Source organism: Burkholderia sp. LMG 13014 (assembly GCF_905232215.1).
GTDB lineage: Bacteria > Pseudomonadota > Gammaproteobacteria > Burkholderiales > Burkholderiaceae > Burkholderia.
On record NZ_CAJNKE010000113.1, the window covers coordinates 1 to 14176 of the forward strand.

14 protein-coding genes are annotated in these 14176 nt (G+C 67.2%); 10 read left to right on the forward strand and 4 right to left on the reverse strand.

Going from position 1 to position 14176, the window contains the following annotated elements; genetic code table 11:
* Nucleotides 1-1661 (reverse strand): bifunctional tRNA (5-methylaminomethyl-2-thiouridine)(34)-methyltransferase MnmD/FAD-dependent 5-carboxymethylaminomethyl-2-thiouridine(34) oxidoreductase MnmC (mnmC, locus tag JYJ84_RS14520; RefSeq protein ID WP_205189246.1); only part of this gene is annotated, 1661 nt, incomplete at its 3' end.
* 388 nt (nucleotides 1662-2049) lie between these two features.
* On the opposite strand from mnmC, the gene JYJ84_RS14525 reads away from it, so the two are divergent.
* On the forward strand, nucleotides 2050-2328 hold the full coding sequence (locus tag JYJ84_RS14525) for an HU family DNA-binding protein (protein WP_006401505.1): 279 nt from the start codon (nucleotides 2050-2052) through the stop codon (nucleotides 2326-2328).
* A 118-nt stretch (nucleotides 2329-2446) separates the two neighbouring features.
* Here JYJ84_RS14525 and JYJ84_RS14530 read toward each other — a convergent pair whose 3' ends face one another.
* Together JYJ84_RS14530 and JYJ84_RS14535 are read right to left on the reverse strand one after the other, a co-directional pair.
* The gene (locus tag JYJ84_RS14530) at nucleotides 2447-3760 is read right to left on the reverse strand and encodes a GTP-binding protein (protein ID WP_122944047.1); all 1314 of its coding nucleotides are present in this window, start codon (nucleotides 3758-3760) and stop codon (nucleotides 2447-2449) included.
* Between the two features lie 158 nt (nucleotides 3761-3918).
* Nucleotides 3919-4368, reverse strand: a complete 450-nt coding sequence (locus tag JYJ84_RS14535) for a lytic transglycosylase domain-containing protein (protein ID WP_122944046.1) — start codon at nucleotides 4366-4368, stop codon at nucleotides 3919-3921.
* Nucleotides 4369-4734: 366 nt separating this feature from the next.
* Here JYJ84_RS14535 and gspD point away from each other — a divergent pair, with 366 nt between their 5' ends.
* From gspD to gspF, 3 genes are read left to right on the forward strand one after another with little or no spacing between them, the layout of a single operon-like run.
* Complete coding sequence (gspD, locus tag JYJ84_RS14540) at nucleotides 4735-7068, forward strand: type II secretion system secretin GspD (RefSeq protein ID WP_175222245.1); 2334 nt, start codon at nucleotides 4735-4737, stop codon at nucleotides 7066-7068.
* Nucleotides 7065-8564: a type II secretion system ATPase GspE gene (gene gspE / locus JYJ84_RS14545; RefSeq protein WP_174960055.1), complete on the forward strand. Its 1500-nt coding sequence runs from the start codon at nucleotides 7065-7067 to the stop codon at nucleotides 8562-8564. Before gspD ends, gspE begins: the two co-directional genes overlap by 4 nt.
* A 4-nt stretch (nucleotides 8565-8568) precedes the next feature.
* Complete coding sequence (gene gspF / locus JYJ84_RS14550; RefSeq protein WP_122944043.1) at nucleotides 8569-9786, forward strand: type II secretion system inner membrane protein GspF; 1218 nt, start codon at nucleotides 8569-8571, stop codon at nucleotides 9784-9786.
* A gap of 35 nt (nucleotides 9787-9821) precedes the next feature.
* Here the strand turns inward: gspF and JYJ84_RS14555 are convergent, their stop codons facing one another.
* Nucleotides 9822-10232 carry a type II secretion system protein N gene (locus tag JYJ84_RS14555; RefSeq protein WP_043184833.1) on the reverse strand — a complete coding sequence of 137 codons (411 nt, stop codon included), beginning with the start codon at nucleotides 10230-10232 and terminating at the stop codon, nucleotides 9822-9824.
* A 175-nt stretch (nucleotides 10233-10407) separates the two neighbouring features.
* On the opposite strand from JYJ84_RS14555, the gene gspG reads away from it, so the two are divergent.
* The 6 genes from gspG to gspL all read left to right on the forward strand — a co-directional run.
* Entirely contained in the window at nucleotides 10408-10860 is a 453-nt protein-coding gene (gspG, locus tag JYJ84_RS14560; protein WP_122944042.1) for a type II secretion system major pseudopilin GspG, read from the forward strand.
* A 39-nt stretch (nucleotides 10861-10899) separates the two neighbouring features.
* On the forward strand, nucleotides 10900-11469 hold the full coding sequence (locus JYJ84_RS14565; RefSeq protein ID WP_175222244.1) for a GspH/FimT family pseudopilin: 570 nt from the start codon (nucleotides 10900-10902) through the stop codon (nucleotides 11467-11469).
* A 2-nt stretch (nucleotides 11470-11471) separates the two neighbouring features.
* Nucleotides 11472-11933, forward strand: a complete 462-nt coding sequence (gene gspI / locus JYJ84_RS14570; RefSeq protein WP_264173211.1) for a type II secretion system minor pseudopilin GspI — start codon at nucleotides 11472-11474, stop codon at nucleotides 11931-11933.
* On the forward strand, nucleotides 11911-12600 hold the full coding sequence (locus JYJ84_RS14575) for a type II secretion system protein J (RefSeq protein WP_175222243.1): 690 nt from the start codon (nucleotides 11911-11913) through the stop codon (nucleotides 12598-12600). The genes gspI and JYJ84_RS14575 overlap by 23 nt, the downstream gene beginning before the upstream one ends.
* A gap of 2 nt (nucleotides 12601-12602) precedes the next feature.
* Entirely contained in the window at nucleotides 12603-13733 is a 1131-nt protein-coding gene (gene gspK, locus JYJ84_RS14580) for a type II secretion system minor pseudopilin GspK (protein ID WP_175222242.1), read from the forward strand.
* A gap of 26 nt (nucleotides 13734-13759) precedes the next feature.
* A partial coding sequence (gspL, locus tag JYJ84_RS14585) for a type II secretion system protein GspL (RefSeq protein WP_240201860.1) occupies nucleotides 13760-14176 on the forward strand: 417 nt, incomplete at its 3' end.

The following is a 14176-nucleotide window of genomic DNA, read 5'->3' on the forward strand; positions in this document are numbered from 1 at the left end:
TCGCCGACGACCCAGCGGAACGCAACGCGGCCGCGCAGTGTGTCGGGATCCGGCAGGTCGCCGATCAGGCCCGGCAGCAGATGCCGCACGCGCTCGAGGTTTTCGAGGTGGCCGGCCGCGCGCATCGCGGGATCGACGTCGTCGGGTTCGAACGTCGCGCCGATCAGCAGCGTGCCGTCGTCGAGCGGCACCGCGTAACCGTCGCCGATCGTCGGGCACGGCAGCGGTGCCGTGCTGCCGGGTGGCAGCAACGTGAGCTGGCCGCGCACCGGTTGCAGCGCGACGTGCTGCAGCCCGGCGAGACGCGCGGCGTCGCCGGCGTTCGCGAGCACGACGACGGGCGCTTCGGCCAGCGTGCCGCCCGCGTCGTCGAGTGCATGCCAGGCGTCGCCCCGCCGTTCGAGTTTTGCCACGCCGGTGGACGCGAGCAAGCGCACGCGCTCGCCGGCCGCCGCGTATTGAGCTGCGCAAAGGCCTGCTGGCCAGACGGCGCCGCCGTGCGGAAACAGCAGGCCGCCCTGCGCGACCGGCAGGTTCAGATGCGCGCGCGCGGCATCGACATCGAGCAGCGATACATAGTCTGACGGCGCGCCGAATGCATCGAATGCGTCGCGCATCCGTGCGAAATCGTCGGCCGATTCCGCGAGATGGATCATTCCGTGCGTGCTGCGCGCGAATGCATGGCCCGCGCGTTCGAGTGCGCGCCAGCGTGCGATCGCGTGCAGGAAGCCACCGCGCGTGAGCCGGCTCGCGACGTTGTCGTCGCGTGTCATCAGCGGATGGAAAACGCCCGCCGGATTGCCCGACGCTTCGCTCGCGATCCGGTCGCGCCGCTCGATCAGCGTGACTTCCCAGCCGCGCGCGGCCAGGCGTTCGACGACCGCGCAACCTGCCAGGCCCGCACCGATCACGATCGCACGGCGCGTCGCAACGGGCAGTGCAAGCGGCGGCTCGTGCCGGCGCGCGCGCCAGCGCGGCGCATATTCGCCGACGAGCAGAGCGTCGACCTCGCGATACGTGAAACCCGCTTTGCCGAGTGCGTGTTTCAACACATCGGAATTCGCATGCGCTGCAAACGTGGCGTGTTCGCCGGCGATTTTCGAGAGCGCGCGGACCACGTCGGTCGAGCGGAGATCCGCGTCGCGCGATGACGCGAAGCCGTCGACGCAGAACGCGTCCGCGCGCGCGACGATCTTCCCCAGCATGTCGACGGCGTCGCCGAACGCGAGCGTGAGCACCACGCGCCCTTCGTCGAATTCGAGCCGGTGCAGACCGGGTACAAGCATCGGCCACGCATCGACAAGTGCATCGACATCTGCCGATATGGTTGTGTCCGCAACGATGTGTGAAGCGGCGTGGCGCAGGTCGTCGCGCGACAACGGATGCGGTTCGACTGCGACAAAATGCAGCCGCTCGCAGCGTGCGGGATCGTCGCGCCACGCGGCCCAGGCCGCGAGGAAGCTACCGCCCGCGCCGAATCCGGTCGCCACGATCGTGAACGTGCGGCGGCCCTGCCAGCGCGCCGGCAGCGCGTTGCCCGCGACGAACACGCGATGCGCAAGCGCGCCTGACGCGCCGCGATGGAGGTCGCCGAACTCGGGCGAGACGAGCGTGCCGTCGTCGCGAAGCGCGAGCGTGGCGGGAACAAGTCGGTCGGTCATGCGAAACAAAAAACGTGGCAGCCAAGCCTGGCAAGGGATTGCGCGGAGCCGTCCGACCGGTCGTTGGAAAATGCCAACGGGGCGGCGCACGGGCGGACCGCGCTGCGTATCCTGTCCGGTTGGCGCTGGTCAAAAAACGGGCAGTCGATGATTCATTCGGCGAAATACCGGTGAAAATCTTTGAAACCCTTGTCGTTATTGGGTTTGCGCTGCGCTATCATAGCAACGCCGTACCGCGGGGTGGCCACCGGCTAACCGGAAGGCGCGTCGCGCGGGCCAGGATTCGGCGCTGTGTCGTCGGAGTCTGACTCTCGACGGCACGGTTCGCGCACGTATAATCGGCGCGTTCGCGCTGTTCGTGTCAACCTAACCTGATAAAGGAACCTTAATGAACAAACAGGAACTGATCGACGCCGTCGCCGCCCAAACGGGCGCTAGCAAGGCTCAAACCGGCGAAACGCTGGACACGCTGCTCGAAGTCATCAAGAAGGCCGTGTCGAAGGGTGATGCGGTTCAGCTGATCGGCTTCGGCAGCTTCGGTTCGGGCAAGCGCGCAGCACGTACGGGCCGCAACCCGAAGACCGGCGAAACCATCAAGATCCCGGCAGCCAAGACGGTCAAGTTCACGGCTGGCAAGGCGTTCAAGGACGCCGTCAACAAGCGTTAATCCAGCGCCTGTTCCAAGAAAAACCCGCCTTTCGGCGGGTTTTTTGTTGGGTGCGCGCGGCATTTTTGCCACAGTCCGCTACCCTCTTGCAAGATTTAACGGTTGTTTTTACGACGCGTTACGCATGCACGATCTGCGTGTTGCCGTGATCGTCGTCGTCGTGCGAATCGATATCCCACGCCGGGAACGGATCGTCGAACGCGTGCCATCCCGCCGCGCCGAGCGCGAATTCCGCGTCGGTCAGCAGGCATGCGTCGAGCTTCGCGCGCCATGCATCCGCGTCGAGCGCGATGCCGATCATCACGAGTTCCTGCCGTCGATCGCCCACTGCGCGATCGTCGAGATCGCCGTGCCATTCGGCGCGGATTTCAGCGAGCAGCTCGTCGTCGTCCGGCCATTCCGCGCGATCCTGCGCAGCCCACCAGAGACCCGCCGGGCCATGCCGGCATACGCCGCCCGCCTGCGACAGCGAACCCGCGATGTCGCTGCGCGTCGCGAGCCAGAAGAAGCCCTTGCTGCGCAGCACGCCCGGCCACTCCTGGTGAAGCAGCGCCCAGAGTCGTGCCGGATGAAACGGCCGGCGCGCACGGTAAACAAAATTGCCGATCCCGAATTCGTCGGCTTCGCCGTGCACGTGCGCATGATGTTCGTCATGGCAGTCCGGGTCGTCGCAATGCGTGTGATCGTGATCGAGCGACGCAAGCCAGCCCGGCGCATTCGCGGCCTCGTCGAAATCGAAGCGGCCCGTGTTCAGCACTTCGTCGAGCGGCACGTTGCCGAACGTCGACACGACCTGGTGCGCGCGCGGATTGAGTCGCGCGAAGATGTGCTGCAGGTGGGCGAGCGCGTCGGCGTCGACGAGGTCGGCCTTGTTGATCACCAACACGTCGCAGAACTCGATCTGTTCGATCAGCAGCTCGACGAGCGTGCGGTCGTCCTCTTCCGAGGCGGCGAGGCCGCGCGTCGCGAGCGCGTCATCCGAGCCGTAGTCGCGCAGGAAGTTGAACGCGTCGACCACGGTGACGAGCGTGTCGAGCCGCGCGACGGCCGACAGCGACGTGCCGTCGTCGTCGACGAACGTGAAGGTTTCGGCGATCGGCATCGGCTCCGCGATACCGGTCGATTCGATCATGATCGCGTCGAAGCGCCCTTCGGACGCGAGCGTGCGGATCTCGACGAGCAGGTCGTCGCGCAGCGTGCAGCAGATGCAGCCGTTCGACATCTCGACGAGGCGTTCCTCGACATGCGACAGCGCCTGCGCGTCGCGCACGAGCGAGGCGTCGATGTTGACCGACGCGAGATCGTTGACGATCACGGCGACTTTCAGGCCCGCGCGGTTCGAGAGGACGTGGTTGAGCAGCGTGGTCTTGCCGGCGCCGAGGAAACCGGACAGCACGGTGACGGGCAACGGCTGGTTCATTGCCGGATTCATAGCGATATGCACCAACGGAAAAATTGAAAAAGCGGCCGCGGCGCCCTTCCGGGGCACGATCGGCCCGCGGACGGGCGAAATGGCGGCGTGAGCCCGCATTGTGCATCAAACGCGCGCCGGCCGGCCGGTACGGCGTCAGGCCACGGCGCGGCGCGATGTCACTGCACGGGCGGCAGCAGCTTCCATTGCGCGAGGATGCCGGCGATTTGCCGCGCATATTTGTCGCGCAGCGACGGTGTTTCAGAATGATAGGCGCCGACGGCCTGCCACGTGTTGCCGTAGCGGTTCATCTTCTGCTTGAGATGCCACGCGGCGATGTAGACGTTCTTGCACGGCTCCATCAGCGTGTCGCGGCCGATTCCGTAGCGCGACAGCGTGGGCAGGTGGATCGAATTGATCTGCATCAGGCCGTAGTCGACCGAGCCGTTCGTATTCTTGTTCAGCGCGCTGGGCCGGTTACGCGACTCCTGCCACGCGATCGCGCGCAGGATCAGCGGATTGACCTGCTGATATTTAGCGGCTTCGTCGAAACAGTCCGCGCGAGCGTTCGCGCTGGCGAAACACACGCCGGCGGCGATCAACGCGATCGAAACGAACCGTCTGTTCATGGTGCGGAATCGACAAGAAAATGCGTGAGGGTCGGGAAAACCCGTGCGTGTTATTCGTGCGACGAGAATCGTGCCGCCCGTATCATACCGACAGTCCGTCAGCTTGCGACATACAGGAATACGGCAGCCCGGTTATACCGCATTTCCGTGTCGGTTCATCGTGAACGGGGGCGATGGCCGGCATGCCGAGAATAGCGCCAATGCTTACATATTGCATACGGATCGCCGGATACATGTCGTATGTGAGACAGTCCTCGGATCAATGTGATATTTCGGACATGAAAAACTGCTAATGTCGCCTCTTTCGGACTTGGATCCCAGCACTACCGCCGGAAGTGGCCTGAGCCGGCATCGACCCATTCATCCATGACAAGAAATCGCTTCGTTATGCGGCGTGTCGCCACGACTCTGATCGTCGCCGGCATCATCGTCTCGCAGGCCGCCTACGCTCAGGTCACGCTCAACTTCGTGAATGCGGATATCGACCAGGTCGCCAAGGCGATCGGCGCCGCAACCGGCAAGACCATCATCGTCGACCCTCGCGTGAAGGGGCAGCTCAACCTCGTGGCCGAACGGCCGGTGCCGGAAGACCAGGCGCTGAAGACGCTGCAGTCGGCGCTGCGCATGCAGGGCTTCGCGCTCGTGCAGGATCACGGCGTGCTGAAGGTCGTGCCCGAAGCCGACGCGAAGCTGCAGGGCGTGCCGACCTACGTCGGCAATGCGCCGCAGGCGCGCGGCGACCAGGTGATCACGCAGGTGTTCGAGCTGCACAATGAATCGGCGAACAACCTGCTGCCCGTGCTGCGGCCGCTGATTTCGCCGAACAACACGGTGACGGCCTACCCGGCGAACAACACGATCGTCGTGACCGACTACGCGGACAACGTGCGGCGCATCGCGCAGATCATCGCGGGCGTGGACAGCGCCGCGGGCGCGCAGGTGCAGGTCGTGCCGCTGCGCAACGCGAACGCGATCGACCTCGCCGCGCAACTGCAGAAAATGCTCGACCCGGGCGCGATCGGCAACAGCGACGCAACGCTGAAGGTGTCGGTCACGGCCGACCCGCGCACCAACTCGCTGATGCTGCGCGCCTCGAGCGCGTCGCGTCTTGCGGCCGCGAAGCGCCTCGTGCAGCAGCTCGACGCGCCGAGCGCGGTGCCCGGCAACATGCACGTCGTGGCGCTGCGCAACGCCGATGCGGTGAAGCTCGCGAAGACGCTGCGCGGCATGCTCGGCAAGGGCAGCGGCAACGACAGCGGCTCGTCGGCGTCGTCCAACGATGCGAACAGCTTCAACCAGAATGGCGGCTCGTCGTCGAGCGGCAACTTCTCGACCGGCACGTCCGGCACCCCGCCGCTGCCGTCGGGCGGCCTCGGCGGTTCGTCATCCTCGTCGTCGTCGTACGGCGGCTCGTCCGGCGGTGGCGGGCTCGGCAGCGGCGGCCTGCTCGGCGGCGACAAGGACAAGGGCGACGACAACCAGCCGGGCGGGATGATCCAGGCGGATGCGGCGACCAACTCGCTGATCATCACCGCGTCGGATCCGGTCTACCGGAACCTGCGCTCGGTGATCGACCAGCTCGACGCACGGCGTGCGCAGGTCTATATCGAAGCGCTGATCGTCGAGCTGAACTCGAACACGCAGGGCAACCTCGGCATCCAGTGGCAGGTGGCGAGCGGCCAGTTCCTCGGCGGCACGAACCTGGCACCCACGGCCGGCACCGGTCTGGGCAACAGCATCATCAACCTGACGACGGGCGGCACGACTGCCACCGCCGGTCTGGCCGCGAATATCGCGGGCCTGAGCCAGGGCCTCAACGTCGGCTGGCTGCACAACATGTTCGGCGTGCAGGGGCTCGGTGCGCTGCTGCAGTATTTCGCGGGCGTGAGCGACGCGAACGTGCTGTCGACACCGAACCTGATCACGCTCGACAACGAGGAAGCGAAGATCGTCGTCGGCCAGAACGTGCCGATCGCGACCGGTTCGTATTCGAACCTGACGAGCGGCAATACGAACAGTGCATTCAATACCTATGACCGTCGTGACGTCGGCCTGACGCTGCACGTGAAGCCGCAGATTACCGACGGCGGGATCCTCAAGCTGCAGCTCTACACCGAGGATTCGGCGGTCGTCGCGGGTACCACGAGCGCGCAGACCGGCCCGACCTTCACAAAGCGCTCGATCCAGTCGACGATTCTCGCGGACAACGGCGAGATCATCGTGCTCGGCGGCTTGATGCAGGACAACTACCAGGTGTCGAACAGCAAGGTGCCGCTGCTCGGCGATATCCCGTGGATCGGCCAGCTGTTCCGTTCCGAATCGAAGATCCGCGCGAAAACCAACCTGATGGTGTTCCTGCGCCCGGTGATCATCTCCGATCGCAGCACCGCGCAGGAAGTCACGTCCAACCGCTACGACTACATCCAGGGCGTGACGGGTGCGTACAAGTCGGACAACAACGTGATCCGGGACAAGGACGATCCGGTCGTCCCGCCGATGCCGATCGGCCCGAGCCAGGGCGGCACGGCCGCGGGCAACCTGTTCGATCTCGACAAGATGCGTCGCCAGCAGCTGCAGCGCCAGGTGGTGCCGGTTCCGGCGCAGCCGTTGCCGGAGGCGACGCCCGCGCAGCCGCAGAGCGTGCCGCAGCAGGCGGTGCCGCAACAGCCGCTGACGGCCACGCCGGGAGCGTCGCAGTGAGCGACGTGCTCGCCTCTTCCGCCCACGACGGCGCGCCGGGCGAACGGCAGCCGCCGTCGCCGCTCGCCGCGCGCCTGCTGCCGTACGGCTTCGCGAAGAGCGGCCAGGTGCTGATCGCGCACCAGCTCGACGACACGCTCGAGGTGTGGATCAGCGAACGCACGAGCGACGCCGCGCTCGCGGAGATCGCGCGCAACTTCGGCTCGATCTCCGTGCACCGCGTGCCGGCCGACGAGCTCGCGCAGGCGATCAACCATGCGTACGCACGCCAGGACGGCAGCGCCGCGCAGGTGGTCGGCGAGGTCGAAGGCGAAGTCGACCTGTCGCGGCTGATGCAGGACATCCCCGAGGTCGAGGATCTGCTCGAATCGGAAGACGATGCGCCGATCATCCGGATGATCAACGCGCTGCTCACGCAAGCGGCACGAGAACAGGCATCGGACATCCACATCGAGCCGTTCGAGAACGCATCGGTCGTGCGCTTTCGCGTCGACGGCACGTTGCGTGACGTCGTGCGGCCGAAGAAGGCGCTGCACGGTGCGCTGATCTCGCGGATCAAGATCATGGCGCAGCTCGACATCGCGGAGAAGCGCTTGCCGCAGGACGGCCGCATCACGCTGCGCGTCGGCGGCCGGCCGGTCGACGTGCGCGTGTCGACGCTGCCGACCGGGCACGGCGAGCGTGCGGTGCTGCGTCTGCTGGAAAAGGATGCGGCGCGGCTGAACCTCGAAGCGCTCGGGATGGGCCGCGACACGCTCGGCCAGTTCGACAAGCTGATCGCGCGCCCGCACGGCATCGTGCTCGTCACGGGCCCGACCGGTTCGGGCAAGACGACCACGCTGTATGCGTCGATGTCGCGGCTCGAAACCGCGACGACCAACATCATGACCGTCGAGGATCCGATCGAATACGATCTCGGCGGCATCGGCCAGACGCAGGTGAACGAGCGGATCGGGATGACCTTTGCCCGCGCGCTGCGCTCGATCCTGCGCCAGGATCCGGACGTGATCATGATCGGCGAAATCCGCGACCTCGAAACCGCGCAGATCGCGGTGCAGGCATCGCTGACGGGCCACCTCGTGCTCGCGACGCTGCACACGAACGATGCGGCATCGGCCGTCACGCGTCTGACCGACATGGGCGTCGAGCCCTACCTGCTCGCATCGTCGCTGCTCGGCGTGCTCGCGCAGCGGCTCGTGCGGCAGCTCTGCCCCGTCTGCAAGGAAGAACGCCAGGAAGAAGGCCGCACCGTGTGGCATCCGGTCGGCTGCGACAAGTGCGGGCATTCGGGTTATTCGGGCCGGCGCGGTGTATACGAACTGCTGCTGGTCGACGAGTCGATCCGCTCGCTGATCCACCGCAATGCGGCCGATGCCGAGATTCTCGCCGCCGGCCGTGCGGAAGGGATGCGCACGCTGCGCGACGACGCCGAGCGCTGGCTCGCGTCGGGCGCGACGTCGCTCGAGGAAGTGCTGCGCGTGACGGGAGGCGCATAGCGCGATGCCGGCATTCCGTTTCGAAGCAATCGATTCGGCGGGACGCGCGCAGAAAGGCGTCATCGATGCCGACAGCGCACGTGCCGCGCGTGGCCAGCTGCGCACGCAGGGCCTTACGCCGCTCGTCGTCGAGCCGGCCGCCAGTGCGACGCGCGGTGCGCGGTCGCAGCGGCTCGCGTTCGGCCGCAAGCTGTCGCAGCGCGAACAGGCGATCCTCACGCGCCAGCTCGCGAGCCTCCTGATCGCGGGGCTGCCGCTCGACGAAGCCCTCGGCGTGCTGACCGAGCAGGCCGAGCGCGACTACATCCGCGAACTGATGGCCGCGATCCGCGCCGAGGTGCTCGGTGGCCATTCGCTCGCGAATGCGCTGGGCCAGCATCCGCGCGACTTCCCGGAAATCTACCGCGCGCTCGTCGCGGCCGGCGAGCACACCGGCAAGCTCGGCATCGTGCTGTCGCGCCTCGCCGACTACATCGAGCAGAGCAACGCGCTGAAGCAGAAGATCCTGCTGGCGTTCACGTATCCGGGGATCGTCACGCTGATCGCATTCGGCATCGTCACGTTCCTGCTGAGCTACGTCGTGCCGCAGGTCGTCAACGTGTTCGCGAGCACGAAACAGCAGCTGCCCATGCTGACGATCGTGATGATGGCGCTGTCGGATTTCGTGCGGCACTGGTGGTGGGCGATCCTGATCGCGGTCGTGCTGATCGTGTGGTTCGTGAAGTCGACGCTGTCGCGCGACGGGCCGCGTCTCGCGTTCGACCGCTGGGTGCTGACCGCGCCGCTCGCGGGCAAGCTCGTGCGCGGCTACAACACGGTGCGCTTCGCGAGCACGCTCGGCATCCTCACCGCGGCGGGCGTGCCGATCCTGCGCGCGCTGCAGGCGGCCGGCGAGACGCTGTCGAACCGCGCGATGCGCGCGAACATCGACGACGCGATCGTGCGCGTGCGCGAAGGCTCCGCGCTGTCGCGCGCGCTGAACAACGTGAAGACGTTTCCGCCGGTGCTCGTGCACCTGATCCGTTCGGGTGAAGCGACGGGCGACGTGACGACGATGCTCGATCGCGCGGCCGAAGGCGAAGCGCGCGAGCTCGAGCGTCGCACGATGTTCCTGACGAGCCTGCTGGAGCCGCTGCTGATCCTGGCGATGGGCGGCATCGTGCTCGTGATCGTGCTGGCCGTGATGCTGCCGATCATCGAGCTGAACAACATGGTGCAGTGACGGCCTGATCGTTGGTCGGGCCGTCGCCTTCTGCTTCAGCGCATGTAGATCGCCGGGGACGGCGTGTTGGCGGGCAGCTGGACTTCGGTGCGGGCGCCGTTGCGCTCGACGATGATCGAGCGGGGGCGGACTTCGGCGAGCTTCGCGCCGGACGTGACGTCCGCGCCAAGCGACACGGCACGCGGCGGTTCGCCACCGACGCCGACGATCGCGGCACCGCCGTGGTCGAGCGCGAGGATGCCGAACAGGTGAATGTCCTGCACGGGATTCTTGTCGAGCTGACCGCCGAAGAGCGCCGCGGCGTCCTCGGTGCGGATCGGCAGCCGCGCGGCGGCGGCGGGCAGCGGCGCTTCGCGAGCCGACAGCGTGACGACCCAGTAGGTGGCCGTCGCGCACAAACCCGCGAAGAGGGCTAGGGAGAGGATCCGGATCGAGAGCGCGTTCATGCGCGCTATTGTACGGATGTATATGAAATTTGCGTTGGGTGAAAGCCCTCGGCAATGCGCGCCTTACAATGCGTGCTCCGCGCCCGCGGGTTCGGAAGGTTGCCGTCAGGCAATCGTCCGATGTGTCGGGCGCGTCACGCAACCAACGACATTTTTTGGAAAGAGGTAGTCAGTCATGCAAACGTGGATCACTCGCCGCAACGCGGCCGTGCGTCGTCAGCGCGGTTTCACGCTGATCGAGATCATGGTGGTGGTCGCGATCCTCGGGATCCTGGCGGCACTGATCGTGCCGAAGATCATGAGCCGCCCGGACGAAGCGCGCCGCATCGCCGCGAAGCAGGACATCGGCACGATCATGCAGGGGCTCAAGCTGTACCGTCTCGACAACGGCCGCTACCCGACCCAGGAGCAGGGCCTGAACGCGCTGATCCAGAAGCCGTCCACCGATCCGATCCCGAACAACTGGAAGGACGGCGGCTATCTCGAGCGCCTGCCGAACGATCCGTGGGGCAACGGCTACAAGTACCTGAACCCGGGCGTACACGGCGAGATCGACGTGTTCAGCTACGGCGCCGACGGCAAGGAAGGCGGCGAAGGCAACGATTCCGACATCGGTTCGTGGCAATAAGCCTTCACTGACCGTCCCGACGCTTCGTTCCCGTTCTTCATGCTCGCCATTCGCACGACCTCCCGCTGCGGCCGCGCTTGCCGTGTGCGTCGCGGCGCGGCTGCGTCCGTACCGGCGCGTGCCGACGGCGGGCGAGCGTCGCACGGTGTGCGGCGTGATCGTGCACGCGGCTTCACGCTGCTCGAAATGCTGGTGGTGCTGGTGATCGCCGGGCTGCTCGTGTCGCTCGCGTCGCTGTCGCTCACACGCAATCCGCGCACCGATCTGCGCGAGGAAGCACAGCGCATCGCGCTGCTGTTCGAGACCGCCGGCGACGAAGCGCAGGTGCGTGCCCGGCCGATCGCGTGGCAGCCGACCGCGCACGGCTTCCGGTTCGACGTGAGCTCGCCCGACGGCTGGCGCCCGCTGCGTGACGACCTGCTGCGCCCGCGTGACTGGGACGGTGGCGTCACGGGCGCCGACATCGACTATCCGGGGTCGGACACGCACGCGAATCGTGTCGTGTTCGGCATCGAGAGCATCGACACGCCGGTGCGCGTGACGCTGCATTCTGCCGTCGGCAGCGCGACGATCGTCGGCACCGGCAACGGCCGCTACGAGGTGCAATGACGATGCGTCGTCGCCTGCCCTTCCCCGTTGCTTCATCGCGCCGCCCTTCCTCGAGGGGGCTTTCTGCGGCCCACCCCGGGAGTACTTCCTCCGGCGCGCGCGGTTTCACGATGATCGAAGTGCTGGTCGCGCTCGCGATCATCGCGGTCGCGCTCGCCGCGTCGATCCGCGCAGTCGGCACGATGGCGAACAACGCGTCCGATCTTCATCACCGGCTGCTTGCCGGCTGGAGCGCCGACAACGCGCTCGCGCAGATGCGCCTCACGCATGCGTGGCCGGAGATCGGCGAACAGAGTTTCGACTGCTCGCAAGGCAACGTGCAGCTCGTCTGCACGCAGCGCGTGAGCACCACGCCCAACCCGGTGTTCCGGCGCGTCCGGATTTCGGTGAGCATGCCCGGGCACACCGGCGTGCTCGCACAGATGGTGACGGTGGTCGCGAATGAAACCAGCCGTCCGCTCTGACGCGCCGATGCGCCACCCGCTCGCCCGCTCCGCCCGCGGCTTCACGCTGATCGAGCTGATGATCGCGATCGCGATCCTCGCGGTGGTCGCGATCCTCGCGTGGCGCGGGCTCGACCAGATCATGCGCGGACGCGACAAGGTTGCGGCCGCGATGGAAGACGAGCGCGTGTTCGCGCAGATGTTCGACCAGATGCGCATCGACGCGCGGCTCGCCGCGACCGACGACGAGGCCGGCCAGCCGGCGATCGGCGTCGCCGGCAATACGCTGCAGATCGTCCGCGAACTCGAAGTGCCGGGCGCTGCGCCGCGGCTGCAGGTGGTCCGCTACCGGATCGCCGGCGGGCGCGTCGTGCGCTATGCGTCGCCGCCGATCGACGACGCGAACCGGTTGCGCAGCGTGCTGAAGGACAGCAGCGTCGAAGGCTGGAGCTGGGTCGCGCTGATGGGCGGCGTCGGCGCGATCGACGCGAAGCTGTACGTGCCGCGCGTGGGCTGGACCACCAACCTGCAGACGGCCAACGACGCGCTCGCGCAGAACAACGATGCGCTCAAGGTGCCGCAGCTCGGCAACGCGCCGCCTGCGCGCGCGGTGACGGGGCTGCAGGTCAGCATCGGCGCGACGTCGCTGCGCGTGCCGGTCACGCGCATCTTCCTCGTCGGGGAATGACGATGCGCGCGCGCCCTCACCGCTCATGGCTTGTCGCCCGTGCCGCCGGTCGCGTACCGGCACGCGGCCGCCAGCGCGGCGCGGCGATCATCACCGCGCTGCTCGTCGTCGCGCTGTCGGCGATCCTGGTGTCGGGGATGCTGTGGCGCCAGCAGGTGCAGATCCGCCGCATCGAGAATCAGCGCATGCTCGCGCAGGCGCAGTGGGTCGCACGCGGCGCGCTCGACTGGACACGGATGATCCTGCGCTCCGAAGGCGACACGGCACCCGGCATCACGTATCTCGGCGGCATCTGGGGCGTACCGATCGCAAAGACCAAGTTGTCGGATTTCCTCGGCCGGATCGGCGCGCCCAACGACACCGGCGGCGAAGACACCTATATCTCCGGCTCGATCGAGGACGCGCAGGCGAAGTTCAACCTGCGCAACCTGGTGGCGTCGCCGGCGCCCGGCGTGCTGCAGTTGAACGTCATGCAGGTCCAGGCATTCCAGCGCCTGCTGACGACGCTCGGCTACGACGGTGCGTTGGCGAAGCGCATTGCGCTGCAGGTGCGCGCGAGCCTGCTGAATTCGGCGACGCGTTTCCAGATGCCGACGCTGCCGGGTGCCGGCACGGCACCGCCGGTCACCGTGCCGGTGGCGTCCGATCAGCAAGGCGGCGGCGGCTTCACCGACGATCCCGGCATGACGGGCGGCGACCGCGGGCCCGCACCGCTGATGATGACGGGCGTCGACAGCCTGCTCGACGTCGACGGCGTGACGCCCGAGATGGTCGCGCGGCTGCGCCCGTTCGTCACCGTGCTGCCGACCACGACGCCCGTGAACATGAATACCGCGCCGGCCGAGGTGATCGCGGCGCTGATGCCGGGGATGAGCGTGTCGTCTGCGCAGGCGCTCGTGTCGCGCCGCGAGACCGTGTTTTTCCGCAACGTCGGCGACGTGCAGCTCGCGCTGCGCGGCGCCGGTGCACCGAACGTGACGCTCGACGCGAGCGTCGTCGACGTCAATTCGAGCTATTTCATCGTGCATGGCCGGATCCAGCACGATCGCGCGGAGGTCGATCGCACCTCGCTCGTGTATCGTGATCCGACCACGCACTCGACACGGGTCGTGCGCATCCGCGACCAGCTATAACGACGCCAATCGGGAGAGGAGCTCTTGTGAGCACGTTGATTGTTTCTTTGCCGCCGCGCGAGCCTGCCGTGCCGTTGCAGGAATGGCAGTGGCCCGAGCTGCCGTTCACGCTCGTCGACAAGGCCGGCCATGTGCAACGCGCCGGCCGTGCCGCGCTCGCGCTGCTGCCGCGCGCGAACGCGACGGTGCTGATCGTCGCCGCGCGCGACGTGCTGCTGCTGGCCGCGACCGTGCCGCCGCTGAAGGGACCGAAGCTGCGCCAGGCGCTGCCCAACATCGTCGAGGATCAGCTGATCCAGGATCCGCTCGGCTGCCATATCGCACTCGATCCGGACGCGCTGCCCGACGGGCGCCGCGTGCTGGCCGTCGTCGATCGCGCGTGGTTCCGCACGATCTGCGAGGCGTTCACGGCGGCCGGCCACCGGCACCTGAGCGCCGTGCCC